Raw genomic sequence first — 25,400 nt, forward strand, 5'->3', positions numbered from 1 at the left:
AACAGCAACGCAGGATATGGGCTGCTGGCGCCGAAGTTGACTAACAGAACTAGCCACACAGGCCACTAGGTACTGCCTTGTGTACCTGTCGGTACAAAACTCACATACCCACGACAACTTCCCCCTTGAGGCTGCATAAGCCGGTGCACCCACCGGTTTTATCCATACGCAAGGAGTGAGCCCATGATTGGTAGCGTCAGCAACTATTCGAGCTATACCAGCACCAGCAGCACCACTGCGACGAACAGCGCCCGCAGTCAGCAATTCCAGAAAGAGCTGTTCGCCAAACTCGACAGCAACGGTGACGGCTCGGTCGATAAGGACGAACTGAAAAGTGCCCTCTCGCAGAAAAGCGATAACGGCGTTCTGGTCAGCCTGACCAAAAACTTCAGCAATCTGGACAGTGACAGCAGCTCCAGCACCTCTAGCGCCTCCAGCAGCACCGACAGCAGCGCGGCGCTGCTCAAAGCACTAGACACTGACAACAGCGGCGGTATCAGCAGCGATGAGCTCAAGACAGCGCTGCAAGCAGGTCGCAGCCAGGACAACAGATCTCAGAGTAACAAGGCCAATATCGCTGAAGCCTTGAGCAAGATGATCGCCAACCTGAGCAAACAATATCAGCTGAACAACGTGGCGACCGTCGGTACAAACCTGAACGTCGCGACGTGAGTCAAAAGCCAGGTAGCGTCGAGCGTCGACCGGCTGCTCCTACATCAGCATCAGCGCTTGTCGTCCACTCGCGCCTGACTGACACTCCAATCCGTCAACAGGCTATAGGCCACAGCCAGCAAGGTCGGGCCGATGAACAGGCCGATAAAACCAAACGCAATCAATCCGCCAAACACCCCGAGCAGCACGATCACCAGCGGCAGCGTGCCGCCGCGGCTGATCAGGTACGGCTTGAGCACGTTGTCCACGCCACTGATGATCAGCGTCCCCCAGATCCCGAGGAACACCGCCATGCCGTACTCGCCTTTCCAGGCCAGCCACGCGGTAGCGGGAATCCACACCAGCGGCGGCCCCATGGGTATCAGGCTGAGCAGGAAGGTGGCAATGCCGAGCACCAATGCACCGGGCACACCGGCAATCAGGAAACCGATCAACGCCAGGATCGCCTGTGCAGCGGCAGTGCCGATAACGCCGTTGACCACCCGCTGCACCGTGCCAGCCACCAGTTCGATGTAGTAACCGGCACGATCACCAATCAGCCGTTCCAGCAAGCGATGGACAAACATCGCCAGTCGCGGCCCGTCTCGATAGAAGAAAAACACGAAGACGATGCTCAAGGTCAGCTCAAGAATCCCGCCCCCGATCTGCGCGCTGCGTGCCAGCAACCAGTTGCCGACCTGCCCCAGATATGGTTTGACCGCGACTATCATGGCCGCGCCCTGTTGGTCGATACTGTTCCAGATTCCTACCAGCCGCCCGCCGACAAGGGGGACAGCCGCCAGCCAGGTGGGCGCCTGAGGAAGACCATCGACCTGCACATCTTTGATAAACGCCACGACGTCGCGCACATGATCCGCCAGATTGAAGCCGAGCCAGACCAGCGGAACCGCCACCAGCAACATCCAGCCCAAGGTCAAAAGAGCAGCGGCCAGGGATTCGCGGCCATTCAACCAACGGGTTAGCAAGCGCATCAGTGGCCAACTGGCAAACGCCAGTACCGCGCCCCAGAACATTGCCGACCAGAACGGCGCCATCACCCAGAAACTGGCACCGAACAGCACCAGGAGCAGGATCTGCACCAGCAGGCGATCGTTATTGACCATGAAATATCTCGTGAAAGATGAACGAATAAGAGAGTAGGCGAACAGCCTGGGGCCGTCCGCCTTGCGGGAGCTTAACGCAGTAATTCGACGTGCAGACCTGCCGCTCGCGCGCTGCCGGTCTCCATCCGCGCCGCTCGCACGCCCTGCCCGATCAGCGCCTGCCGCCAGGCCTCGGCGTTAGGGCCGGAAACACTGACCCGCATCGTCGTATCGAGGTTCAGCCCGCGCGACAGCAAGGTCAACCAGACAGGTAACGGCTCACCGTTCAGCTTCGGAAAATCGAGCTCGCCGGTATCTTTGAGCTGACGCAACAAAGTTGCTGAAGTCGGCATCAACTCGCCAAGCGGTGCACTGGCGTCAAACTGCTCGACATGCAGGTAAGCCCGGCGATTGCCGCGGGTGATGCTGTACAACGCCACCAGCGAGTTGTCCTGAGGCGCCGCCAGACGCAACAGCAGATACGCCTGCTGATCGTCGGTGCCATACAACTTGGCGTTGCGGAAGACTTCGTTGGCCCACAGGTTGCTTTCCCCGCAATCACGGGCCTGGCACCAGAACAACAACTCGGCGCCCTGCTTCTGCAAGGCCTCACGGGCTACGGTGAAGGCTTCGGTTGAAGAATGCTCGGGCGGCAATTCGTAGGTCACCGAGGTGGCTTGCCCGCGAACGCTGACCTGGCCGTCGTAGCGCAGCTGACCACTGATTTTACGGATCGCTCCCAATGGGTAGATCCGCTCCACGTCTGCCGCTGGCCGGTAGTCGACGATCTGCGCATCGGCCAAACGCGGCACCAACGGCAAATCGTGACTCCCGGGCACATCGGCGGCGAACAACAAAGGACTGAAACAGCACAGACCGAAAATACGGATTAAACGCATGGGTACTTTCATCGAATCAACATGGCCTGGGCGCCCTTGACGACACTGGCGTCGTCGATGCGTGGTGGCACCTGCAAGCCGCGCTGCACCGCAGGACGGGCCTCCATGGTTGCCATCCAGCGCTGCAAGGCCGGCAAGCCGTCTACCGAGACACCGGACCACTCATACCCTCGGACCCACGGATACGTCGCGATATCGGCAATGCTGTAATCACCGGCCAGAAATTCGACGGCGTTCAGGCGGGTGTTGAGCACTTCATACAAACGGCGGGTTTCATGTTGATAACGGTCGATGGCGCCTTGAAGTTTTTCCGGGAAATAGCGGAAAAACACATTGGCCTGACCTTGCATCGGGCCGATGCCCCCCATCTGGAACATCAGCCACTGCATGACCACCGAACGCCCCTTGGGGTCTTTGGGCATGAGTTGCCCGCTCAGTTCGGCCAGATAGACAAGAATCGCACCGGATTCAAACACGACGAAATCGCCATTGGCACGGTCGACAATCGCCGGAATCCGGCCATTGGGATTGATCTTGAGAAAGTCTGGAGCCTTTTGCTCCTTTTTGTCGAAACTCAAGGCATGCACCGTGTAGGGCATGCCGAGTTCCTCGAGCACGATAGAGACCTTGTGGCCATTCGGGGTCGCAGCGGTGTAGAGATCTATCATGGTTGTCTCCCATTTCAACCCGCCCAGCCTCGACAGTTGCCCGCTGCAAGTCAAGGAACGGCGAAGAACCGATTGAAACAGTCTGCAACAAGGGCGGCGCCGGGCTCATCATTCAGGTGCAAATGATGGCCGCCGGGCAGCTGTTCACGGCTAAAGGGTAGACGCTCCAGCAATTCTGGATGTTGGGCCAGCATGCCATCCTCGGCGATCACCAGTTGGGTCGGGCAACTGATGCGCTGTACGAAGGCCATTGCCTGTTCTTCTGTCAGACGTAGCGGCGAAGCCAGGGTCAAACGGCTGTCGCTGCGCCAGGTATAGCCCCCAGGCACGGGCATGAGTCCGCGCTGGGCCAGCAACTCCGCAGCTTCGCGGCTGACGGCGACCAGGCCTTTCATTCGCGCTTCGATGGCGCGATCCAGCGTGCTGTAGACCGGTTTGCGTTTGTCTTGCAGATTCAGTTGAGCCTGTAGGGCCATACCCAGGCGTTCGGCGGCGTTTTCGCCTTTGGCGGTCGGAGGAATGACTCCGTCGATCAGCGCCAACTGCGTCACACGCTCAGGTAAAGCGCCAGCCAGCACCAGCGAAACAATCGCCCCCAGTGAGTGCCCGAGCAGGGCAAAGCGTTTCCAGCCAAGTTGCTCGGCGACTTGCAGCACGTCGTAAACGTAGTCCCACAGCGCGTAACCGGCACCCGGCGGTCGATGTCCGGAATGACCGTGCCCGGCCATGTCCAGAGCAACGATGCGCAACCCCTTTAGCTTCGGCGCCAGGCGCGCGAAGCTGTTGGCGTTGTCCAGCCAGCCATGCAAGGCGATCACTGGCACACCGTCCTCGGGGCCAAACAGATGCGCTGCCAGCTCGATATGCGGCAGGCTCAGACGAACTTCTTCAACAGGAGTTTTCATGCGCAACTCCGCTCACTGCGGCCTTCCCAGCGACTGAACAGACTCTTGAGCAGCGTGGCGGTGTCCTGTGGGCGTTCAAGGGGGAACATATGCCCACCGGGCATGGTCAGCGACTCGCCGTGAGGCAACCGCCCCACCGAGCTTGCGTGATGGCGCATCACCACACGGCTCTGGCTTCCGCGAACCACCGCCAGCGGCACTTTCAACTGCCGTGCGCGGCCGGGACTGGTATGCGGGACGCCACGGTAGATGCTGATTTCCGTCGCCGGATCGAAACTCAAGCGCAGACGATCACCGACCTTGTGCAGACCATGTTGCAGGTAAGCGTCGAAACATTCCGGATCAAAGCCGCGAAACAGGGTTTTACCGGCGAAGTAGTGCCGCGCGGACTCCATATCAGCGAATTCTTCCCGCCGTCCCAGGGTTCTCCCGGCCGGGGTCAGCCGGTCGATAAAACCGAAGCGCTTGGCTGCGCGTATCACCCACTGATCAGCGCGGGTCAGCACTGGAGAATCAAGCATCACTACGCCGCGATAGAGCTGCGGGCAACGCAAAGCCGCATGCAGATGCAGGACGCCACCGAAGGAATGTCCGACACCCCACACAGGCGCAGGCTGCTGCTCAAGGTGATGAATCAGCTCATCCACCAGATTCTGCCAGTTATCGTCCACCGGGAACCGTGGGTCATGGGCATGCTGCGGCAAATGCGCGACGTCATATTCCGGCGCCAGCGCAGCGAACAACTTGCCGTACGTGGCCGAAGGGAAACCATTGGCGTGAGCAAAAAACACCTGCTGCGACATACCCGCGCATCCATAAACGAAAACAGGTATTGATTGTCCGCAAGACACTGCTCAACAGCAATGACCGTAACTGCCAGGAATGGTGACACTCAGGCCAACGCTATGGGCTTTTCAGCGGGCTGGAGGTGTTTCACCCAGCGGCACCACGGCCATGGTCAGCCGGGAGACGCAGCTCGCCTTGCCTTCATCGCTGCTCAGGCGGATGTCCCAGACATGAGTGGTGCGGCCGATATGAATCGCTCGCGCTACCGCTGTCACCCGTCCGCTGCGCAACCCGCGCAAGTGGTTGGCGTTGATTTCAAGACCCACGCAATAGAACTTGCTGGCATCGATACACAGGAAACTGGCCATGGAGCCGACCGTTTCGGCCAGCACCACCGAGGCGCCGCCATGCAGCAAGCCATAGGGCTGATGGGTGCGATGGTCGATGACCATGCTTGCAGTCAGGGACTCTTCATCAAAGGATTCGAAACGGATATCCAGTACTTCGCCAATGGTGTTTTTCTGGATCGCGTTCAGTTGTTCAATGTTGGGAGTGGTACGCCATAGACTCATTGCTACATCCTTTATGGGTTTTATATCGTGTCAATCCTGCCACAGCACCGCTTCGCAACGCTCGCTCCACTCCTGGAAGCGCGCGCCATAGGCAGTCTCGATCACGTTGCGTTTGATTTTCAAGGTTGGAGTCAGGAAACCGTTTTCCACCGCCCAACTGTCTTTTACCACCACCAACCGACGCAAGCGTTCGTGTTGATCGAGCACGCCATTGACCTCTTCAAGCAAGGCTTCCAGGCTGGAATGCAAACCACTGCGAGCCGCACTGGCAGCATCTTGAAGGCCGACCGCCGACAGCACACACAGCCCCAGCGGCGCGCTCAAACCGTCACCAACCACACACACCTGCTCGATTCGTGAATGCACCGCCAGACGGTTTTCGATCGGTGCCGGCGCAACATATTTGCCTTTGCTGGTCTTGAAGATTTCCTTGATCCGTCCGGTCAGCCGAAGATTGCCTTCGGCGTCCTCCTCGCCTTTGTCGCCGGTGCGCAGGAAACCATCTTCGGTGATGGTTTCAGCGGTTTTCTGCGGATCCTTGAAGTAACCGAGCATGGTCGCCCCGCTACGCACCAGCACTTCGCCCGACGGATCGATACGCACCTCGACTTCCGGACAAGGTCCACCGATCCAGCCTGGTTTGTGCGAGCCTCCACGACCGACGTGGGAATAGCCGCAATTCTCGGTCATGCCATAGACCTCCAGCACATCCAGACCGAGCCATTGGTACCACTCAAGCAAGGTCTGTGGCACCGGCGCGGCACCGGACAAGGCAATGCGCAAGGCATCGAGCCCCAACCCGACAAGCACTTTGTGTCCTACCCACCGGCCAATGACCGGCAAGCCCAGCAGGAAATCCAGGCGTTTGGCGGGCATTTTGCTGTACACGCCCATCTGGAACCTGGTCCAGATCCGCGGCACACCGAACAGCGCGGTAGGCCGGGCGCGCTTCAGGTCAGTGAGGAAAGTGTCCAGGCTCTCGGCAAAAAATACCGTTTGCCCTGTGTAGATCGACGCCAGTTCGACAAACATTCGTTCGGCCACATGGCACAGCGGCAAGTACGACAGCAGTCGATCCGACGCCCCCAGACCAAACAGTTGCGTGCCGTGGGTGGTGGCGAAACCGAGATTACCGAAGCTATGCATCACACCCTTGGGCAGGCCGGTGGTACCAGAGGTGTAAATGATCGTCGCCAATTGCGAGGCCGTGGGCAGCGGGTCGTCCTGAATGGGTGAACTGCGTTGCAAGTCGGCCCAGCTGAAATCAAACGCCCCTGGCGGACATAGCGGCAGACTGACGGTCGGCAATCCGGGCTTGACCCCGGACGCCATGCCCGGCCAGTCATCCAGCTTGCCGATAAACACCAGCGCCGACTCTGAATGTTCGAGCACCTGGGACACCGAGTCGGCTGTCAGGTTGGGATACAGCGGGACGGACACATGTCCGGCCATCCAGATCGCCAGGTCGGCGACGATCCAGTGCGCGCAGTTTTTTGAAATGATTGCGACGTGACTGGCGGGCGGCAGCTCCCGTGCACGGAGCCAGTGAGCTGCACAGCGGGCCTGATGGCCGACGTCGGACCAGCTCAGGGTTTCGACCTGCCCGCCACCCAGTGGCTGAACCAGAAAACGCTGGCGGGGATGACGAGCTTCACGCTCGTAGAACACTTCCAGCGGCAAACGAAAAGTGCGAGACATACGCCCCCTCCCTTTTGTTTTATGTGGAGGCAAGCGTAGTCAACCAAGCAGTTGCTTGGTTGACTATTTCACAGAGAAGTCAGGGAGCAGAAGTCATGAACCTGTGGCGAGCGGGTTCGACTTTATGCTTACGGATGTTTGACACTCTTGAGAGTCATCAAACCCGCCAGCGGCCAGTCACCTTCGAGTTCGGCGAGGCCAGCGGTGCCCACCCGCTGCAGTTCGCGCCAGTGACCGTGTTGCAGATAGGCAATCAGGTTGCTGACCAGCGGGTTATGGCTGACCAGCAGCACGTTGTCCAACGAGTCGAGCTCATCCACCACCGCCGGCGGATCGTTGTCGGGAGTCAGCCACTTCACGGTGTGGACCTCAGGCTCGAAGCCCAAGGCTTCGCGCACCAATTGCGCGGTCTGCTGCGCCCGAGTGTAAGGGCTGGCGTAGATGGCGCTGATCGGTTGGCCGATCAGCTGCGCAGCGCTGCTCAGCACTTCCTTGCGGCCATTCTCGGTCAGGTTGCGCTCGGCATCGCTGCCGGCGTTGGGCTCGGCTTCACCGTGACGCAGCACCCAGAGTTTCATAGCTTCGGCTCCTCATCCCGTGCCGGATGCGGTGCAGGCGGTACGGCATGCGGCGCTTCGCCTTCGGGTGCGCGGGGGGTCGGCCAATCGGCGAACGGCCAGGGTTTCTGGTCACTGTGGAAACTGCCGAAGCGACCGATCTGCGCCAGGAACTGGCTCAGGCTGTCGCCGAAATTCATCAGGCTGGCACTCGGCGCACCGTAGATCAGCCGGTAAATGAGTTGCACCAGCACCACAGCGCCGAGGATGAATTGTGCCACTTGCCAGACCAGCACATACACCAGCATCCACATCACACGCAGCAAAATGGACTCGTATTTGGCTTCGTTCTTTGGATCGTTCATGTCTCGCTCCTTGTCGTGCTCAATTGAAACCACTGGTGGAGATAAAGTCGACATCGGTTTTCGGCTCGCCGCGCATCAACAACTCGATAATCTGGTTGAGCGTGCGCCCTTCGAACAAAATCGCATGCAACCCGGCGACCAACGGCATGTAGACCCCCAACTCCTGAGCCTTGACCTTGAGCACCTTGAGGGTGTTGACGCCCTCGGCGACTTCGCCCAAACGGGTCACGGCGTCCTCCAGGCTCAAGCCCTGGCCAAGGGCAAAGCCCACTTGATAATTGCGGCTCTTGGGTGACGAGCACGTGACAATCAAGTCGCCAACCCCGGCCAGACCAAGAAAGGTCATGGGGTTTGCGCCCTGACTGACCGCGAAACGGGTCATCTCCGCCAATGCCCGAGTGATCAGCATACTCTTGGTGTTTTCACCCATGCCCAATGCTACGGCCATGCCGGCAATGATCGCGTAGACGTTTTTCAGTGCCCCGCCCAACTCCACACCAAATCGGTCGGCGCTGGCGTAAACGCGGAAAGTACGGCCATGCAGCGCCGCCTGGACGCGCTGGCAGAGTTCTTCGTCTTCACTGGCGACCACCGTAGCGGTCAATGCGTGCTCGGCCACTTCCCGGGCCAGGTTCGGCCCGGACAACACGCCGATTCGTGCTTGCGGAGCGATTTCTTCAAGAATCTCGCTCATCAACTTGAAGGTCTGTGCCTCAATGCCTTTGGTCAGGCTGACCAGCAGTTTGCCGCTCAGGCGCTCGGCATGGGGAGCCAACACCGAGCGCAACGCGCTGGATGGTAACGCCACGAAACACAAATCGCAGTCGGTCAGCGTCGCCAGCAGGTCAGTGACCGGCTCCACCGCAGGGTGAACCTTGATGCCCTTGAGGTAGCGCGGATTCTCGCGGTGCACCCGAATGGCCTCGGCCTGTTCAGGGTCACGCATCCATTGGCGCACCTGGTGACCGTTCTCGGCCAGCAAATTGGCCACGGCGGTACCAAAACTTCCGCCTCCCAGGACCGCAATAGGGCGCTGTTCAGTCATATGCAATCCGTTAATCCATACCAGTGGCGATGCCCGCATTATACGGGGCAGCCTTCAGGCGGCCAGCCCCACAATCAATTACCGCTAGATGCCGGGATCTGACTGTCTCGACCTATGAATGGCGGGGGTTATCGACTGGAAAACCCGCCCAGCTCGGTTAACATGCCCGCCTATTACCTGCTATCAAGGCTGTGCCGTGTACCTTGGCCCTTCCAATCCACCCTCATCACTGGTCCTGGCGCTGATGTTCAGCAACCCGCTGTTGGCCGACGATCCGCTTCTTGACAACCGGCCACTGCCGCAAGTGTTGACCGCTACACGCCTGAAACAGTCGCCAGCGGCAGTTCCCGGCAGTATGACGATAATCGACAGTGAGCTGATCAAGACCAGCGGCGCCCGGGATATCAGCGAACTGTTGCGCCTGGTGCCCGGGATGATGGTCGGCAGTATCAGCGGCAATCAGGCCACGGTGAACTATCACGGTACCAACGCCAGCGAAGCGCGGCGCATGGAGAATTACACCGCTACACAAGCTCCACGCGGGATGCCGACGGAACGGGCTCTGGCCAATCAGGTCCTGGAGCAATGGAAAGGTGGCGCCAGGCAAACCCTGTGCGGCGATATCGACCAAAGCACCCGTGCATCACGCTACGATCTCGAACTGCAGGACACCCTGAGCCTGTCCGATAGCCTGCGGCTGGTCAGCGGGATGAACTATCGTTATGACAAGGCAGACTCCGAGACCTATTTCAATGGCCCCCTCGACGACACCATCTGGCGCTTATTCGATCAGCTTGAGTGGAGAGCAAGCGAGCACTGGCTGCTCCAGGGCGGTGCCATGTTCGAAGACACCCGGTTGACTGGCAGTTCGCTGACTCCGCGGGTGGCGGTCAATTATCTGATCAACCCGCGCCACGGCCTGCGCGCCGTGTATTCAGAAGCCATCCGTTCGCCTGACATGTTCGAGAACAACGTCAACTGGAGTTATCAGGTCACCAACCTGAACCCAAAGCCTACGGACAATCCAGCGCCCAATACTTTGTCAAGACTCGCGGCCCGGGCGATCCCGAAAAAGAACGCATGCGTTCGCGAGAATTGGGTTACAACGGCTTTTTTGCCGATATCGGGCTGACCGTCGACATGAAGCTGTTCTACCACGAAATAACCGGAATGATCAGCGAACCGCTGCGTAACAACCAATACATCGCCAGCAACTCGAACGCCTCACGTTTCTCAGGCACCGAAACCCAGCTCGACTGGCGGATGAGCGCCACGTTCTCTACTTCAGCGCGGAGTTAGAGTTCTAGCATGGATGAACGTCCGTCACAGGAGACACCAGCCCCTGGCCATCTGCTCAGATCAGTGTGCCTGGCCTTTGTCTGCCTGTTCGCAAGCGTTACGGTCCGGGCCGCCGACATTTTGCTGACCGGTGCCGAAGATAGCCCCGGCGTGCAGTCCTTCACCCAAGCCTTGAGCCAACTGCGTCCCAAAGACACAGTGCACTTCAGTTCGCTGACTGAACTGCCTGCGCCGAGCAAACTGCCATCAGGCACACGACTGATCCTGCTCGACCTGCCGAGCCTGGACTGGCGCCTGCAAGACGCCCAGGGACCGGCCACATTGGTACTGCGCATCAGTCGGCTGCAAGCACGGCAACGTCTTGGCAACAGCTTGCCTGCCCGACTCAGTCTGCTGTGGAGCGACCCTCCACTGGACCGGCAACTGCGCCTGGCCCAGAGCATCCTGCCGCAAGCCCGGCGAGTTGGCGTGCTCTATCACAGCCACAGCGAATTTCTCTTGAAAGAACTGCGTCAGGCCGCACAACCGCTGGGGCTGGAAATCGTCGCCGAGCGATGGGACAACACCAGTGACAGCCGCCCGCTTCAGGCATTGCTGAAAGACAGCGACGTGCTACTGGGCCTCGACGATTACGACCTGTACAGCCCGAAAACCGCGAAAAATCTGCTACTCAGCAGTTATACCCGGCAACGGGCGCTGATCGGCCCCAATGCCGGCTTCGTCAAGGCCGGTAGCCTGGCCAGCACCTACAGCGATCAAAACGACTGGCTGGCCACTCTCGACACCCTGCTCGACCGCCCGACCGCCAGCTGGCCGCGCGCACTGTATCCGCAACGATTCAAAGTATTGAGCAACCCGCAAGTGGCACGCTCACTGGGCATCGAACCGATTGACGAACAGTCTGTCACGACCCGGTTGGCCGAAGGAGAAAACCGCCCATGACCTTCCGTCGTCGTTGGGACATCAATACCCGCACCCAGATCATCAGCCTTGGCCCGGCCTTGCTGCTGACATTGCTGCTGATCAGCTTCTTTACCTTCGTGCGGATTCAGGATTTGCGCCAGGAGCTGAACCACACCGGACAACTGATCGCCAACCAACTGGCGCCGGCCACCGAATACGGGGTGATTTCCGGCAACAATGAGGTGCTCGAGAGCTTGTTGAAAGCCACCCTGACGATCTCACATGTGCGTTTTCTGGAAGTACAGGACAGCACCAACAACATACTGGTGTACGTCGAACAGCCCTCGGAAACTGTCAATCGATCGCAACAGGTCGAAGTATTCCAGGCGCCAGTACGCTTGCAACGGATCAAGCTCAACAATGATTTCTTTCAGGACGGCAGTTCACCGGCCATAGCACCTGCCGAGGACTATCTGGGTCGGGTGATCGTCGGTATGTCTAACGATGCCTTCAGTCAGCGCCAGCAGGGAATCCTGCTCAAGGCCGCAATCCTCGCGTTGTTTGCCTTGTTGTTCACCTTCCTGCTCGCCCGCCGCCTGGCCGCACGCCTGTCGCAGCCAATCAGCGCCATGGGTAACGCGGTCAAGGCCATTCAACAGGGCGACTACAGCACCCCGCTGCCGATCGTCGACGATGCCGAACTTGGCAGCCTGTCACGGCATATCAACAACCTCGCCGCCGGTCTCGAGCAAGCCAGCCGCGAACAGCATCAGGCGATGGCCCAACTGATCCAGACCCGCGAAGAAGCGGAAAAGGCCAACAACGCCAAATCCGACTTCCTGGCCATGATGAGCCACGAACTGCGCACGCCAATGAATGGCGTGCTGGGCATGCTGCAATTGCTCGAAACCACCGAGATGACAGAGGAACAGGTCGAATACGCGGCACTTGCCTCAGAGTCCACCGAACACCTGCTCAAGGTGATCAACGACATACTCGACTTCTCGCGCATCGAGCGTGCCGCGCTGGAACTGGAACATATCCCGTTCAACCTTGCCGATCTGATCACCAGTTCCGCCCAGGCATTCCAGCACAGTGCGGTGCAGCGCGGCCTGAGCCTTGAGCTGAGGATCCCGGCCGGCATGGAGTCGCTGCAGGTTCAGGGCGATCCGACGCGAATCCGGCAGATCCTGGTCAACCTGATCGGCAATGCGCTGAAATTCACCGAACAAGGCAGCGTGACAATTGAACCGCAATGGCAATCTCTGGACCATCAGGTGCTGTGGTTTACCTGCAGCGTGCGTGACAGCGGCATCGGTATCCCGGAGCAAAGCCTGGAGCTGATGTTCAATGCGTTTCAACAGGCCGACAGCACGATTTCCCGACGCTATGGCGGCACCGGGCTTGGTCTGCCGATCGCCCGTACACTCGCCGAGCGGATGGGCGGCACTCTGCGCGCCCGGAGCGAGGAGGGACGCGGCTCGGTCTTTACTCTGGAGATACCGTTGGCGCTGTATCAACAAAGCTTGCCGGCACTGACAACGCGGGTACCGTCAGGACATACCCATGGCGAGGGTCGCAATGTGTTGCTGGTCGAGGATAATCCGGTCAACCGGACGGTGATCGAGGCAATGCTGCGCAGTCTGGGCTTTACCGTCAGCGTCGCCACCGACGGCGCACAAGCCATTCGCAGCGCTGAGAGCCTGATATTCGAAGCCATTCTGATGGACTGCCGGCTCCCGCTTATCGACGGCTATGAAGCCACCCGCCAGATCCGCCAACTGCCGGGTTGCGCCGAGCTGCCGATCATCGCCCTGACAGCCAATGCCTTGCAGGGAGACCGTGAAGCCTGTCTTGACGCCGGAATGAATGATTATCTGGCCAAGCCGTTCAAACGTGCTGATTTGCAGCAAATTCTGCAACGCTGGGTGCACTAGGGTCTGTTGACGTTTGGTGACAACCGCGACGGCACCAAACGTCAACAGACCCTGGCACAGAGGTTTCGACGATCTGCGACTGGCGTGAAATGCGAAAGTGCGGCAGTCTTAGGCACCCAAACAGGCCCTGAAACGCGCCTGAATAAAATTTTCAGTGCACAAGTGTACATTCATACCCTTTGTGCTGTGACTTTCACTACAACGCAATAGTCTATGAGTAGGCTGTCGATTCGAGGCATGAACGCTTCGATCGGTCGGGAAGATTTGCCCCACCCTGCCGCATGGGACTATTGAGGAGCTCGCATGACCAAACAAAACGCCTTTACCCGGGAAGATCTGCTGCGCTGCAGTCGCGGTGAGCTATTCGGCCCAGGTAACGCGCAACTGCCCGCCCCGAACATGCTGATGGTGGATCGCATCACCCATATCAGCGCAGAGGGTGGCAAGTACGGCAAAGGTGAATTGGTCGCCGAGCTGGATATCAATCCGGACCTGTGGTTCTTCGCCTGCCACTTCGAAGGTGACCCGGTAATGCCTGGCTGCCTGGGCCTGGATGCCATGTGGCAACTGGTCGGTTTCTTCCTGGGCTGGCAGGACCTGCCAGGCCGTGGTCGCGCATTGGGTTCAGGAGAGGTAAAATTCTTTGGCCAGGTCTTGCCGACTGCCAAGAAAGTTACTTACAACATTCAGATCAAACGCGTCATGCGCGGCAAGCTGAACATGGCCATCGCCGATGGTTCTGTCACCGTCGACGGTCGCGAGATCTACACCGCCGAAGGCCTTCGGGTCGGCGTATTTACTTCCACTGACAACTTCTAAGGGTTATCCGCATGCGCCGCGTCGTTATCACTGGTCTGGGCATCGTTTCGTGCCTGGGCAATGACAAAGAGACCGTCTCCGCTAACCTGCGTGCAAGTCGCCCTGGCATCCGTTTCAATCCGGAATATGCCGAAATGGGTCTGCGTAGCCAGGTTTCCGGCTCCATTGACCTTAACCTCGAAGAGCTGATCGATCGCAAGATCTATCGCTTCGTCGGCCACGCAGCGGCTTACGCTTACCTGGCCATGAAAGATGCCATCGTCGACTCCGGCCTGACCGAGGAGCAAGTCTCCAACCCGCGTACCGGCCTGATCGCCGGTTCCGGCGGCGCGTCGACCCTCAACCAGATGGAAGCGCTGGACATCCTGCGCGAGAAAGGCGTCAAGCGTGTCGGCCCATACCGCGTTACGCGGACCATGAGCAGCACGGTTTCCGCTTGCCTGGCCACACCCTTCAAGATCAAGGGCCTGAACTACTCCATCGCTTCTGCCTGTGCCACCAGTGCTCACTGCATCGGTACTGCCATGGAACAGATCCAGATGGGCAAGCAGGACATCGTTTTTGCCGGCGGCGGTGAAGAAGAACATTGGAGCCAATCGTTCCTGTTCGACGCCATGGGCGCACTGTCCAGCCAGTACAACGACACCCCGGAAAAAGCTTCCCGTGCTTACGATGCCAAGCGTGACGGTTTCGTCATCGCTGGCGGTGGCGGCATGGTCGTGGTTGAAGAGCTGGAACATGCTCTGGCTCGCGGCGCGAAGATCTACGCGGAAATCGTCGGCTACGGCGCGACCTCCGACGGCTACGACATGGTCGCTCCAAGCGGCGAAGGCGCCATCCGCTGCATGCAGATGGCCATGTCCACCGTCGACGCACCGATCGACTACCTGAATACCCACGGCACTTCGACTCCGGTCGGCGACGTCGCGGAAATGAAAGGCGTACGTGAAGTCTTCGGCGACAAGGCTCCAGCCATCAGCTCCACCAAGAGCCTGTCCGGTCACTCCCTGGGCGCCGCTGGCGTTCACGAAGCGATCTACTGCATGCTGATGATGGAAGGCAACTTCATGGCGGGCTCCGCCAACATCGACGAACTGGATCCGGAAGTGGCTGACATGCCAATCCTGACCAAGACTCGCGAAGACGCCACCATCAATACCGTGATGAGCAACAGCTTCGGTTTCGGTGGCACCAACGCCACCTTGGTACTGAAGCGCTGGCAGGGTAAGTAAGCCCTCGCCGTCTCGCCACATAAAAACGCCCCGACTGGTTCGGGGCGTTTTTTATTGGGCGGGTTTTAGCTGTTACTTCAGACTTGACTTATTCCGGCTGCGACGGTCAGGTGCTTGCCAAGGTTTGGTGCACAACCTGGTGCGCTGAACGGAGAATGTGGCGGACGAATCTGTGGACAGAGCGAAAAAAGCTGTTGAGTACAGGAAAAATACGTCTGTGATGCGCAAAAGCGCTTTGAAAAAGTGCAATTCAAAGGGCTGCGTGATTTAAGCGAAGCCAAGATTTTATTTACACTCGGACCGCCGAATGTTGCACCCAAAACGGGGAAGGCATTAACTTTCGCCGGCTAATTCAGACCTTAAAGAATTGTCTCATCCTCCAATGCTATCGAAACGATTAAAAAAACCATAAACAACTCTGACGACAAAAAAGAACGTGACCGTCACTACAGCAAAAAACACCGAAACGAATAAGGTTATTCCATTGTAAAGCGCGTCTAATGCGACAGAAGCGAATACAATCATTGGCAAGGTTGCCACAAAAAAATATAACAACGTTTTTGAGTAAAAAGTCGCAGGAAGTAACGCAAACGTAAAAAGGGATGAGTGAATATAGTCCACCGGCAAATCACGCTGGGTAATGAAAGAGAAGGAGTTGAGTGCCAAAAGAAAAGTAACACTGGCAACCACCCCAATCACCAGCGCAAATAAATAAAGCCCAGTGTTAAACACGTTAACAAAAAATGGATGAAAATCAATCCTGTTTGAAATGAGACAGATGACAAACAATAAAAGCATGACCAAAAGGTAATAGACTTGACACCACCTTAACAGTATTAATACAAGCAAATTGATAGGCCGCACCAGCAAAGTATCAATTCTTCCTCGAGTTAGTTGCCGAAAGAAGCCTGTAATTGCCGAGCTAAAAAAATTTACAAGTAAGCTCCCCAACGCATATGACATGAAAAAAATCAGCAGCCAATTGGCATTTTTTTCTTCAGTGACAACAAATGAGCTTATGACCTCGAAAAAGACGAACTGCAGGCTGTAAAGCGTGAGGAGCGCCAAAACTCCGCCGAACAAGTTAGTCTTGTATCTCAGTTCTTCTTTTGCCGAGTTTTTAATCAGGTTGAATATGTGCATTTAACCTCCCGCTCCCGAATACTTGTTGCTGGCAAACTTAAACGTCACCTTACAGACCACTAGCATGATTGAAAACCAAACAATATAAAGGCATAAAAGCTCCAAACCCAACTCACTACTTGGACGCAATAAAAACTCTGCCGGCCCACTGATTATCAGGCGAAAGGGATTATATTGCATTAAAGGCTGGAGGTAGGCAGGCCAATATGCGATGGGTAAAAGGGTTCCACCAATTACGCTCGCCAGAACAACTTGAAAGCTGAGAGTCATATCAGGTCGAGTCAACCAAAATGTAGACAGCGACATCAAAAAGCCCAGCAAAAAACAAAAGAACAAATTTACCAAGCTCAATACAATGAACCCCAAGGGACCAGACCATCCCGAGCCCGAAAATATAACAAATATAGCGATAATCACTATGGGAATATAATAGAGAATACTTTCACCGAGAAAAAGAAAGAGATTGTATTTAAAATAGCTGATAGGCTTTATAAAAATACCTTCTAATTGTCCTTCATGCACATGGCCGGACACTCGAAGAATAAGATCGTAGGAGTTATTTAAGCGATTGAGCGCTAACACAGCAACATAATAGAGGTATGTTTCTTCCAGGCTGTATTGCGGCAGCGAATCAGTGTTCGCTCCCTCATAGACAAAACTCCAAATTGCAAATTGTATGAAAAAAGGTACACCTGTGGCGATTACAAGATCCGTAATCAACATTGACCTATCTCTATACACCGAGAGCAGACCCGTTTGCACAAGTTTAAAATAAGCTGCACTATTCACGAGTCACTCACCAGACCATGTTTTGAAAAGATTCACGACATTGCTCTCAAAGTCCAGAGGTGAGACCTCTAGATCATAAACACCGCCCTGAAACATATCGAAAACTGAACCTAAATACACCTTGGGGATAAGGTAGGTAGTTTGATTTGACCCATCGTTGAGGATACTTATGTTTTGAAATTCTCTGACGGCCTTTTTGAACACTAGAAGGCCGGCCTCGCTCTGGGTTGCATCCTGAGTACTGACAGTTAACTTTACGTTGGCTTTAAAATTTGCGCTTAATTCACTCATCGAACCATCAAAACGTATTTTGCCTTTATCGATGATAATGGCATCATCACAGCAGGACTCAATATCTCCCAAATCATGACTTGTAAGAAATACGGAAAGGTTGTCTATCTTTCTTTTATAATTTAGGTACTTCCGTATCTCGTATTTGGATGTAACATCAAGCCCGACTGTGGGCTCATCCAAAAAAATTAGTTTTGGGGAATGTAAAAGATTCAATGTAAGCTCGCACTTCACGCGCTCACCTAAACTAAGATTACGTACCGGTTTATGAAGGACTTTGCTGAGATTCAACGCCTCAGTGAGTTCCGCGAGACGCTCACGGTAATCGCTATCTTTAACATTGTAAATTTTACTATACGTGTCGAAGCTTTTTATGACTGGCAGATCCCACCACAGCGATGTTTTATGACCAAACACAACACCTATTTTATTGAGAAAGCCTTTCTCACGAAGGCTTGGATCGTAGCCAAGAACCCTCACGGAGCCTGAGGAAGGCTTTTGTATTCCACACAAGATCTTAATTAAACTAGACTTACCTGCCCCATTAGGTCCAATAAACCCGACAGCGGCGCCTTTTTGAACAGCAAAATCTATCGAGTTAAGTGCCTGGAAAGTCTCATATTCTGGCTTTATTAATTGCTTGCACCACCCCCCAATACCTACTGTCTCCCTGGCCAAAAAATAATTTTTGTTGACTGACGTTACGCTAATCAAACTGTCCATAAGGGGCCTATAGTTTCTTAGTCAAGTATGGTGGCATACACTGCAGATACCATTGCGCATCAAGAAGTGGTTGTGGATATATTGTTACTCTGAGGGGTGACATCTTTAAACATTCCGTTTGCAATCTCATAAAAACGAGTTCCAATATTTTCAATAAATCTAATATCATGAGAAACAACTATCGCTGCTGGATTAAGACGCTGTATTTCGCTTTCCAGCATTTCTTGAGAGCTTATATCCAAATGATTGGTCGGCTCATCTAAAATCAAAAAGTTCGGATTACTTAAGCGCAGTGTCAACATGGCAAGGCGTGCGCGCTCACCGTAGCTAAGCTGCCCAATTTTCTTTTGAGACTCCTGGTAAGAAAAGCCTGAAGAGGCGAGCCTATTAATAGCTTTCTGTTGGTCGAGCTCAAAATTCTCAGTAACAAACTCTAAAATTTTAGCCTCCAGCGGTAATGAAGAAAATTCTTGATCAAGAACACCTATTTTTACAGAAGGGCCAAGTTTGATACTGAGGTTTGTGTTGGAAAAAATTGTTTTGAGCAAAGTACTTTTACCACAACCATTCGCTCCAGAAATAACCAATCGATCACCTCTGTTTACTATCAATGAATTGATAGTAAACAATAAGGCACCCTCAGCTGAATGCAACTTCAACCCGTCGATGTGTATAAGTTTTTTAGCGTTGAATTCTTCAATTTCCAAGGTGATTTCTTTTTTAAGTGACATGTGCTTCTCTGGCACCGCAGCCTCAAGACTTTTAATTCGCCTCTCCATTTGCTTAGCCTTTTGCAACGCCCTATCACTATAGTTATTCACCCCTAACTGACGTTGGAACTGCGCGCTTTTTTTCAATCTGTGAATTTCATTTATGGCTTCAATTCGGGAGTTTGAAGCGGCCTGTTTTTGTTCTAGAAGTAACTTTCTAGCCTGTGTAAATGAGACACTAAAATGAGAAAAGCATCTATCATGGAGAAACAACGTACTTTGGGTTACCGAGTCTAAAAAATCCCGATTGTGACTGATCACCGCAAATGCAGGTATGACATGACTGTCTCTAAGTAGACGAATGATGTTTGCGATATGAGTCTGGTCCAAATGATTTGTGGGTTCGTCTAGTAACAGTAAATCAGGCTCTAGAAGAACCGCCCTGGCAATCATCAGCACTTTTTTCCAGCCACCGCTCAGCTGACTGACAAGCAGAGGCCGAAAGGGCATTGGAAAGTTGAACAACTCAAAGATATATTCCGCTTTCCATTTATCAGTAACAGGGTCAGATAAGCAGTTCTCCAAAATTTCAAAGGCCGTTGATTCATTCCATTGATCGGGAAAGCCCTGCTCTACATACTGACAACGTAGACCTCTTGAGTGGGTAATATTGCCTTCATGATCATCCAACTGCTTTGCAATACAGCGAAGCAATGAGCTTTTTCCTGATCCGTTATCGCCAACAATACCTAAGCTATCGCCACTATTGATGGACAAATTAAGATTCGAAAAAAGCGATTTTCCATTAAAGGACAACGATAGGTTTTCTAGCTTAACCAGTGACATAACTAATTTACTTCCCACTCTCGCACGAGGCTTTTACGTTTATACGATTTTTGCTCGGGCATTGTTTCAAGCTCCTGATGCAACAGTGTAATAGAGTAACCAAACAAGTGAGATAACCGATCTCTTAAATGTTGCAATATTTCCGCCATACTTTTATAGGGCATACCAACATAGTACGTGATCAACTCAATTGTTTCCGCGTCTTTTTGTATTAAACGGAACTTTTCTAATGTCTTGTCTGGTGTAATTAAGATATCGTCGACAGCAGCAAGAATAGACGCACTTGGGACAAGTTTATGTTCGCGAGTACGGAAAGCATCATCTCGTCTACCGTTAATCTCATCGAGTGATGTACAGGCGCTGCCACATTCGCAACTTCCTTGAAGCACGGTTTTTCTGGCGATATCACCATGATCAAATCTTATCAACGGCATGAACTCATTATTGAGATCCGTACAAATGACAGTACCAAAATCTTGCTCATCGGCATTTACAATCTCGAGGTACACACCATCTTCAATGACATGGTAATGACCATGGGCGCATTGTATTGCAATGAGCCCTATTTCTTCAGAGCTGTATTCGTCGAATATAGGAATGCCTAAAGCCTTCGAATAATACGACCGTTCAAGCTGCGTGCTGGATTCAGAGTTGGTTAAAATCGCCTCAACGCCACTCAGTTTTAATTCTGTCTTATGCTGAAGTATTAGTGGGAGATAACTGGGTAATATTATGAGCAGTCTGGGGCGCAGAAAAAGCAGATGTTCGCCCAGCGGTGTGTCCGGGAGTAAATCGGGTAATTGAAAGGTTCTATAATCTCCATGAAGTGACGAAAACGCCAACCCTGAGTGATGAAGTACATAAATCCAGTCGTTTTTTTGCAAGGGGGTTTTCAAGCATGAATTATAAAAACGCATCACCTGAACATGGTCCAGAATTATATCGTCGTCATCGCTGTAAACTGTAAATGGCTTTCCGCTTGAACCGGATGTACGTGATGTATGAGCTTGCTCAAGACGCTCCGGAGCGTTCACTCTGTGGTTTGCGTCAAAACTGTTGAGAAGGGTTTTGTTTATTATGGGGAGTTGCTCAAAGTCCGAGAAGCTTGAGATACCTCCAACTTCGTAACCTGCAGCCCCATAAAGCTCACGGTAAAAAGGAACGTTTCTGTACGCATTATCGACTAGTTTTTTTATTTTCAACAACTGGAATTTTTTTATTTCCATTTCTGACTTGCATAAAAACCCGCTCATCAACTCCGATTTTTTTGACCAAAACTCCAAGGCTTTGCCTTGCAATTTATAACTATCTGTTCGAGGCCTTAACGCTTGTGCTGCCAGTTGCTTTATCAGTGCTATGTTGCCGTCTTCTAGTTGTGAACTATAGATTTTTCCCAAGATTTCAAAATTACTCATTGAAAAGCCTATCTGTATTTAGATTGCGATGATCTATTGCTTGCGACAGTTGACCATATTGAACCAATCGACTGTCGAAACACTTAAAAAGCTCTCGCTTCTGTTTTTAGATGTATCGGAGGATCAGCGCCATCATTGGAGTTAACGTATTTTTTTTAGCTAGCGCGATGTTTCTGGCATGGTATTTTTTCTCAACTTTCCATACGAAAAATTCGAGGAGACATAACTGATCGCTGTAAGGACTCAGAGTCAATAAAGACCGGCCGGTAGCGACTGCTCTCCAGATTTTCTTTCATTTCACTTACTGACAATTTATGAGTGTTAGCGTGCCCGACCAACCACACCCAATCTTGTTCATCGACCTCAAAATAGGTAACATGCTCAAAAACCTCGTTCATTCGCTTCCAGGATTTTTTAAGCGTTTCACATCGCCATAAACATGAGTTTCCTGCTTGCGTAATAAAAGCCCCGGTTGGCGTTAACAAATGTCTTATTTGTGTCCAAAATTCAACTTCATATAGCGCTTGTGTATTAATACCTTCATCGGGTATATCCATTACCACCAGATCGTAGGTGTTGCCTGCATTGATTTCTGACTGAATAAAGCGGTATCCGTCATCAATGATGATCCGGATCGATTCCGTACCCGCGAGATAAAGCTCGACATCTTCCGGCGTATACCCGTAAGGAAGATACTTACTGCAGGCTTTCAGGCAGTCCTCATCGATATCAACATGGATGATCTGTTCGACGCCGGCTTGTTGCAGAATATCAATAGCAACCCCTTCAGAGGAACCTATGACCAGCGCTTTTTTCGGCAATGTCGCCATGCTGAGTAATGCGGGCATTACTTGCCCTTCGTGGTAAGCCAGTTGGCTCAACTCCGAGCTTTGTCTCTCGTTATCACAGAACAGAGTAGCGCCATGGGCAGTATTAACAATTTTCAATGTTTGGTATGCTGTTTTCTGTTCGAAAATGGTTTCATAAATTTCCCATACACGAGATACTCCCTTTGAAATCGGCTCGATATGTAACATAGGTTCGATATTGCTATTCATGTTATATACTCTCCTCATCTGGCGATGACTCCATAGTGTTTGATAATTTATTTCAACCACGAAACTTATTTAGGACGACTGCGCATTCAGGTGTCTTGGAATAACTCTTATATTGAATTCTTTCGCATTCAGGAATTCACAAATGTATCGAAACGCGCGATCAGGATCACATTGCTCACCGCAGGTGAAGATGTCGAGAAATAGAGACCCGCGCTCAGGATAGGAGTGAAATGAGGCGTGGGACTCTTCAAGGAGCAATAGAACGGTTACGCCTTGAGGAATAAACTTCTTTCTGATTTGCCCACAAACGGTTGCTCCCGATTTTTTCACAGCGGTATTGAGTATTTCGGTTAGACGTTCTATATCATCCAGTTGGGAGGGTTCTAGGTTGTGTAACTCACCGAGTAAATGTTTTCCAATGATAGTGTCAGCTTTTTTCATCTATAACCTCTAGAAAGATTGATGGCGAAAGCAAATTTACGGACAGCAGGTATATAAATAAAGTCAAAAAAAGATAAAAAATATTTCAGCCATATTTTGATACTAAGAATTCCTGCTCTCTGATTAAACTCGGGGGTGAATGTACTCAGTGCAGCGACGATAGCGTGCTAGTTATAATGCTGATTAATTGTAGACTCTCAAGTGCCCGCAAAAAAACGAGATGCGTTGTTACCGTAAGTGAACGTTATGATAAGCAGCCCAGATATCACTAATAATCGGGAGCAGGTGCACGCACCTTGTCTTTTAGAAATGAGCGCACCTATGTACACGACTCATGGCTTTATCTCCTCAAGCGCAAACTCACGGACCAACGCCGCTGCCCGAGCAAATATTTTATTGACGGCGTTCTGTTCTTGGGCCGCCAAGTGCGAGGTGACAATCAAACTCTGGGGGGGTAGAGAAAGTAGGCCATGTGGATCATCATGTTGCCCTTTATTATCTACCCATTCATTGTAATAGCCATCAATAAAACAGAACGCCGCTTTGTTTCTCTGGAGATAGTCTTTAAGTGCCGCCGGACAAATTATTTTCGAACTGGACATATTGAAAATCGATAGCGTTGGCGACGCGTTCTTTAGCACAGCCCCGTTAATAAGGTGCCTGGTTTCAGGGCATCCAGTCACATGAATGCATAGCACATCAGCCGTTTTAACAATATCCTTCAGAGAACTGTATCGTAAACCCAGTGACGCCTCCAGATCGACTTTCCGGCTTCTAGACCAGTAATGCATGCTTCTACACCCTCGCATGTGAAGATTGCGAGCCATTTCACTACCAATGGCGCCCATTCCAACAAAACCTATATTCAGGTTCGACAATGAAGGCCTAGGTGTTTGAATCCAGCGGGTACCCTCTTTGACACACTCGACACTTTCAAATACTTTTGCTAAACAGCCAGTGATCATGGCCAGCGTAAACTCTGTCACTGCCTGACAATTCATGTTTGGCGTATTGGCTAATCGAATGCCTTTTTTTGTCGCATGCTCTATGTCCACGAAGCTGGCGATACCGGTTCCCATCACTATTAAGTTCTCTAGCCGAGCGGCGGCGTCAATCAGGCCAGCAGATAAAAACTCCGGCCCACCCAGAATATAGTCTTGCACGCCAGGTAAGATGTCTAGAATTTGCTGCTCATCAACTGGACATCGAATATGAACGAGTTCGAAGCCGCTTGGAAATTCGTTTTCCCCAATATCAAAATCCCCTGTAACCAGAACCTTTCTCATTCTAGAATCTCCGCTAAACACTCTTTTTTTGAAGCCTTGAACGCCTCAAGATCTGTTAACGCTTGTTTTAAACGCGAAATCGAAAAACCGAATTGCGCATCCGGTTTCATGAGAGCAATCCTGATACGGTTATGCCCAGAGACATGATGGCTGTTCCAGTAAAAGTATCTACCTGGCAAGACAGCGACATCATACTTGGCAAGATAATCAGTCAGTTCGAGATCAGAAAGACCCGTTCTCTCGATGTTGAGCCACATGACCGTCATTGTGGAGTCTGGCGCCACCGTCTCAATTGTGACCAAGGAGTTTGCGAGCTCTGACTGTGCGATCTCAATATTTTTAATGACGATTGAATGCATGTAAGAAAGCCCACCATTTTTCAGGGTCGCATCAATAAATGCGATGATCACTCTCAATGAAAAATTTGAGCAACACAGGTACACTTCCTCATAAATATTCCGGATATCACGAGCCAAATCTGCACTATATGAAAGTAGGCTGGCCTTGGTATCCAACGTCGGCCATTGCTTGCCCGTATCTTCCAGAATGACAAATGACAAGCCTTTATCATTAAGAATTGCGTACTCGTCTATGCTAGTCTGGTGGCAGAACCGGAAAGAGGTGTCGAGTATCAAGACCACATCGCGCCGATAGCACATATCAATAATATTCGACATCACGACAGCATCAATAACAAACCCCGTTGGATTATTGGGATTAACCATGAACAAGGCGTCGAGCTGCTTATCCTGGACAAACTCTTCCAGTAAAACCAGATCGGTAAATACAACTTCAGGAATGGCCTCGAGCGCTACTTCCCTACGCCGCAACAACTGAGCAAGGTTATCAAATGTCGGTTCAACGAGCCCGACCTTGTAGTTCATTGACCGCGCCCACGCACCGACGATATCTATGCTATTGGACGCGGTGGGACAAACCGAAAAATACTCGTGTCTCCTCAAACCGTCCAGGGCAAAGTATTCTGCAAATTTATTTTTGAAAAGCTTCTCCATTTCCGGGATGGGAATTTTGACTGCGGAATCCCACAATTCAGGTAACTCCAACAATACAGAATTAAAATGCGTCTTCGCCGAAATATAACTATGGCCATCCGCAAGATTGTATTGGGCAGACAAGCCAAAGACTTCAAGCTCGGTCAAATTATTATTCTTGTGATCAGGTAGAGTTTTCATTTAAGATTATAGCTCCGCTCGGCGGCTTATATCTGGGCTATGCAACGCTCTTCTTATCAAATCATT

The 25,400-nt window shown here is 52.7% G+C and carries 24 protein-coding genes and 1 pseudogene; 6 read left to right on the forward strand and 19 right to left on the reverse strand.

Annotation, left to right across the window (positions count from 1 at the left end; translation table 11 throughout):
• The first annotated feature begins 183 nt into the window (after positions 1–183).
• The gene (locus AC07W5_RS08365) at positions 184–672 is read left to right on the forward strand and encodes a calcium-binding protein (RefSeq protein ID WP_495023166.1); all 489 of its coding nucleotides are present in this window, start codon (positions 184–186) and stop codon (positions 670–672) included.
• A gap of 50 nt (positions 673–722) precedes the next feature.
• On the opposite strand, the gene AC07W5_RS08370 is transcribed toward AC07W5_RS08365, so the two are convergent.
• The 10 genes from AC07W5_RS08370 to AC07W5_RS08415 form a co-directional block, all read right to left on the reverse strand.
• Positions 723–1,775 carry an AI-2E family transporter gene (locus AC07W5_RS08370; RefSeq protein ID WP_495023167.1) on the reverse strand — a complete coding sequence of 351 codons (1,053 nt, stop codon included), beginning with the start codon at positions 1,773–1,775 and terminating at the stop codon, positions 723–725.
• A gap of 71 nt (positions 1,776–1,846) precedes the next feature.
• Entirely contained in the window at positions 1,847–2,665 is an 819-nt protein-coding gene (locus tag AC07W5_RS08375; RefSeq protein ID WP_494993883.1) for a DUF4892 domain-containing protein, read from the reverse strand.
• Positions 2,662–3,321, reverse strand: a complete 660-nt coding sequence (locus AC07W5_RS08380) for a glutathione S-transferase family protein (RefSeq protein ID WP_494993884.1) — start codon at positions 3,319–3,321, stop codon at positions 2,662–2,664. Before AC07W5_RS08380 ends, AC07W5_RS08375 begins: the two co-directional genes overlap by 4 nt.
• Before the next feature lie 50 nt (positions 3,322–3,371).
• Complete coding sequence (locus tag AC07W5_RS08385; RefSeq protein WP_495010661.1) at positions 3,372–4,226, reverse strand: alpha/beta hydrolase; 855 nt, start codon at positions 4,224–4,226, stop codon at positions 3,372–3,374.
• On the reverse strand, positions 4,223–5,029 hold the full coding sequence (locus AC07W5_RS08390) for an alpha/beta fold hydrolase (protein ID WP_495010662.1): 807 nt from the start codon (positions 5,027–5,029) through the stop codon (positions 4,223–4,225). The genes AC07W5_RS08385 and AC07W5_RS08390 overlap by 4 nt, the downstream gene beginning before the upstream one ends.
• A 111-nt stretch (positions 5,030–5,140) precedes the next feature.
• Positions 5,141–5,584: a hotdog fold thioesterase gene (locus AC07W5_RS08395; RefSeq protein WP_494993887.1), complete on the reverse strand. Its 444-nt coding sequence runs from the start codon at positions 5,582–5,584 to the stop codon at positions 5,141–5,143.
• Between the two features lie 30 nt (positions 5,585–5,614).
• Complete coding sequence (locus AC07W5_RS08400) at positions 5,615–7,282, reverse strand: AMP-binding protein (RefSeq protein WP_495023168.1); 1,668 nt, start codon at positions 7,280–7,282, stop codon at positions 5,615–5,617.
• Between the two features lie 128 nt (positions 7,283–7,410).
• A complete protein-coding gene (sixA, locus tag AC07W5_RS08405; RefSeq protein WP_494993889.1) occupies positions 7,411–7,860 on the reverse strand; it encodes a phosphohistidine phosphatase SixA in 450 nt (149 codons plus the stop codon).
• Positions 7,857–8,204 carry a DUF4389 domain-containing protein gene (locus AC07W5_RS08410; RefSeq protein WP_494993890.1) on the reverse strand — a complete coding sequence of 116 codons (348 nt, stop codon included), beginning with the start codon at positions 8,202–8,204 and terminating at the stop codon, positions 7,857–7,859. Before AC07W5_RS08410 ends, sixA begins: the two co-directional genes overlap by 4 nt.
• Positions 8,205–8,223: 19 nt before the next feature.
• On the reverse strand, positions 8,224–9,249 hold the full coding sequence (locus AC07W5_RS08415; RefSeq protein ID WP_494993891.1) for an NAD(P)H-dependent glycerol-3-phosphate dehydrogenase: 1,026 nt from the start codon (positions 9,247–9,249) through the stop codon (positions 8,224–8,226).
• 196 nt (positions 9,250–9,445) lie between these two features.
• On the opposite strand from AC07W5_RS08415, the pseudogene AC07W5_RS08420 reads away from it, so the two are divergent.
• From AC07W5_RS08420 to fabB, 5 genes and pseudogenes are all read left to right on the forward strand, one after another.
• A pseudogene (locus AC07W5_RS08420) lies at positions 9,446–10,521 on the forward strand (TonB-dependent receptor domain-containing protein); the annotation flags it as partial.
• A 36-nt stretch (positions 10,522–10,557) separates the two neighbouring features.
• Entirely contained in the window at positions 10,558–11,490 is a 933-nt protein-coding gene (locus AC07W5_RS08425; protein ID WP_495023169.1) for an ABC transporter substrate-binding protein, read from the forward strand.
• Positions 11,487–13,388 carry an ATP-binding protein gene (locus AC07W5_RS08430; protein ID WP_494993893.1) on the forward strand — a complete coding sequence of 634 codons (1,902 nt, stop codon included), beginning with the start codon at positions 11,487–11,489 and terminating at the stop codon, positions 13,386–13,388. Before AC07W5_RS08425 ends, AC07W5_RS08430 begins: the two co-directional genes overlap by 4 nt.
• A gap of 303 nt (positions 13,389–13,691) precedes the next feature.
• A complete protein-coding gene (fabA, locus tag AC07W5_RS08435) occupies positions 13,692–14,207 on the forward strand; it encodes a 3-hydroxyacyl-[acyl-carrier-protein] dehydratase FabA (protein ID WP_494993894.1) in 516 nt (171 codons plus the stop codon).
• Between the two features lie 11 nt (positions 14,208–14,218).
• Positions 14,219–15,439, forward strand: a complete 1,221-nt coding sequence (gene fabB, locus AC07W5_RS08440) for a beta-ketoacyl-ACP synthase I (RefSeq protein ID WP_494993895.1) — start codon at positions 14,219–14,221, stop codon at positions 15,437–15,439.
• Positions 15,440–15,811: 372 nt separating this feature from the next.
• Here the strand turns inward: fabB and AC07W5_RS08445 are convergent, their stop codons facing one another.
• From AC07W5_RS08445 to AC07W5_RS08485, 9 genes are all read right to left on the reverse strand, one after another.
• Positions 15,812–16,582, reverse strand: coding sequence for an ABC-2 family transporter protein (locus AC07W5_RS08445; RefSeq protein WP_495010668.1), 771 nt, complete (start codon positions 16,580–16,582; stop codon positions 15,812–15,814).
• Positions 16,583–17,305, reverse strand: coding sequence for an ABC-2 family transporter protein (locus AC07W5_RS08450; RefSeq protein WP_495010669.1), 723 nt, complete (start codon positions 17,303–17,305; stop codon positions 16,583–16,585).
• 69 nt (positions 17,306–17,374) lie between these two features.
• Positions 17,375–18,385, reverse strand: coding sequence for an ABC transporter ATP-binding protein (locus AC07W5_RS08455; RefSeq protein ID WP_495023170.1), 1,011 nt, complete (start codon positions 18,383–18,385; stop codon positions 17,375–17,377).
• A gap of 59 nt (positions 18,386–18,444) precedes the next feature.
• On the reverse strand, positions 18,445–19,941 hold the full coding sequence (locus AC07W5_RS08460; protein ID WP_495023171.1) for an ATP-binding cassette domain-containing protein: 1,497 nt from the start codon (positions 19,939–19,941) through the stop codon (positions 18,445–18,447).
• Positions 19,942–19,943: 2 nt separating this feature from the next.
• Positions 19,944–21,356, reverse strand: a complete 1,413-nt coding sequence (locus AC07W5_RS08465; RefSeq protein ID WP_495010672.1) for a phenylacetate--CoA ligase family protein — start codon at positions 21,354–21,356, stop codon at positions 19,944–19,946.
• 191 nt (positions 21,357–21,547) lie between these two features.
• Positions 21,548–22,414: a spermidine synthase gene (locus tag AC07W5_RS08470; RefSeq protein WP_495010673.1), complete on the reverse strand. Its 867-nt coding sequence runs from the start codon at positions 22,412–22,414 to the stop codon at positions 21,548–21,550.
• A gap of 69 nt (positions 22,415–22,483) precedes the next feature.
• Complete coding sequence (gene speD / locus AC07W5_RS08475; RefSeq protein ID WP_495010674.1) at positions 22,484–22,855, reverse strand: adenosylmethionine decarboxylase; 372 nt, start codon at positions 22,853–22,855, stop codon at positions 22,484–22,486.
• A gap of 332 nt (positions 22,856–23,187) precedes the next feature.
• Complete coding sequence (locus AC07W5_RS08480) at positions 23,188–24,141, reverse strand: 2-hydroxyacid dehydrogenase (protein ID WP_495023172.1); 954 nt, start codon at positions 24,139–24,141, stop codon at positions 23,188–23,190.
• Entirely contained in the window at positions 24,138–25,334 is a 1,197-nt protein-coding gene (locus AC07W5_RS08485) for an aminotransferase class I/II-fold pyridoxal phosphate-dependent enzyme (RefSeq protein ID WP_495023173.1), read from the reverse strand. The genes AC07W5_RS08480 and AC07W5_RS08485 overlap by 4 nt, the downstream gene beginning before the upstream one ends.
• Positions 25,335–25,400: the final 66 nt, after the last annotated feature.

The sequence above is a fragment of the Pseudomonas sp. GW821-FHT01E05 genome, from assembly GCF_059422425.1.

Coding starts and splice junctions, on each gene's coding strand:
- AC07W5_RS08365 (WP_495023166.1), top strand. CDS start 184: ATGATTGGTAGCGTCAGCAACTATTCGAGCTATACCAGCACCAGCAGC.
- AC07W5_RS08370 (WP_495023167.1), bottom strand. CDS start 1,775: ATGGTCAATAACGATCGCCTGCTGGTGCAGATCCTGCTCCTGGTGCTG.
- AC07W5_RS08375 (WP_494993883.1), bottom strand. CDS start 2,665: ATGAAAGTACCCATGCGTTTAATCCGTATTTTCGGTCTGTGCTGTTTC.
- AC07W5_RS08380 (WP_494993884.1), bottom strand. CDS start 3,321: ATGATAGATCTCTACACCGCTGCGACCCCGAATGGCCACAAGGTCTCT.
- AC07W5_RS08385 (WP_495010661.1), bottom strand. CDS start 4,226: ATGAAAACTCCTGTTGAAGAAGTTCGTCTGAGCCTGCCGCATATCGAG.
- AC07W5_RS08390 (WP_495010662.1), bottom strand. CDS start 5,029: ATGTCGCAGCAGGTGTTTTTTGCTCACGCCAATGGTTTCCCTTCGGCC.
- AC07W5_RS08395 (WP_494993887.1), bottom strand. CDS start 5,584: ATGAGTCTATGGCGTACCACTCCCAACATTGAACAACTGAACGCGATC.
- AC07W5_RS08400 (WP_495023168.1), bottom strand. CDS start 7,282: ATGTCTCGCACTTTTCGTTTGCCGCTGGAAGTGTTCTACGAGCGTGAA.
- sixA (WP_494993889.1), bottom strand. CDS start 7,860: ATGAAACTCTGGGTGCTGCGTCACGGTGAAGCCGAGCCCAACGCCGGC.
- AC07W5_RS08410 (WP_494993890.1), bottom strand. CDS start 8,204: ATGAACGATCCAAAGAACGAAGCCAAATACGAGTCCATTTTGCTGCGT.
- AC07W5_RS08415 (WP_494993891.1), bottom strand. CDS start 9,249: ATGACTGAACAGCGCCCTATTGCGGTCCTGGGAGGCGGAAGTTTTGGT.
- AC07W5_RS08425 (WP_495023169.1), top strand. CDS start 10,558: ATGGATGAACGTCCGTCACAGGAGACACCAGCCCCTGGCCATCTGCTC.
- AC07W5_RS08430 (WP_494993893.1), top strand. CDS start 11,487: ATGACCTTCCGTCGTCGTTGGGACATCAATACCCGCACCCAGATCATC.
- fabA (WP_494993894.1), top strand. CDS start 13,692: ATGACCAAACAAAACGCCTTTACCCGGGAAGATCTGCTGCGCTGCAGT.
- fabB (WP_494993895.1), top strand. CDS start 14,219: ATGCGCCGCGTCGTTATCACTGGTCTGGGCATCGTTTCGTGCCTGGGC.
- AC07W5_RS08445 (WP_495010668.1), bottom strand. CDS start 16,582: ATGCACATATTCAACCTGATTAAAAACTCGGCAAAAGAAGAACTGAGA.
- AC07W5_RS08450 (WP_495010669.1), bottom strand. CDS start 17,305: ATGTTGATTACGGATCTTGTAATCGCCACAGGTGTACCTTTTTTCATA.
- AC07W5_RS08455 (WP_495023170.1), bottom strand. CDS start 18,385: ATGGACAGTTTGATTAGCGTAACGTCAGTCAACAAAAATTATTTTTTG.
- AC07W5_RS08460 (WP_495023171.1), bottom strand. CDS start 19,941: ATGTCACTGGTTAAGCTAGAAAACCTATCGTTGTCCTTTAATGGAAAA.
- AC07W5_RS08465 (WP_495010672.1), bottom strand. CDS start 21,356: ATGAGTAATTTTGAAATCTTGGGAAAAATCTATAGTTCACAACTAGAA.
- AC07W5_RS08470 (WP_495010673.1), bottom strand. CDS start 22,414: ATGAATAGCAATATCGAACCTATGTTACATATCGAGCCGATTTCAAAG.
- speD (WP_495010674.1), bottom strand. CDS start 22,855: ATGAAAAAAGCTGACACTATCATTGGAAAACATTTACTCGGTGAGTTA.
- AC07W5_RS08480 (WP_495023172.1), bottom strand. CDS start 24,141: ATGAGAAAGGTTCTGGTTACAGGGGATTTTGATATTGGGGAAAACGAA.
- AC07W5_RS08485 (WP_495023173.1), bottom strand. CDS start 25,334: ATGAAAACTCTACCTGATCACAAGAATAATAATTTGACCGAGCTTGAA.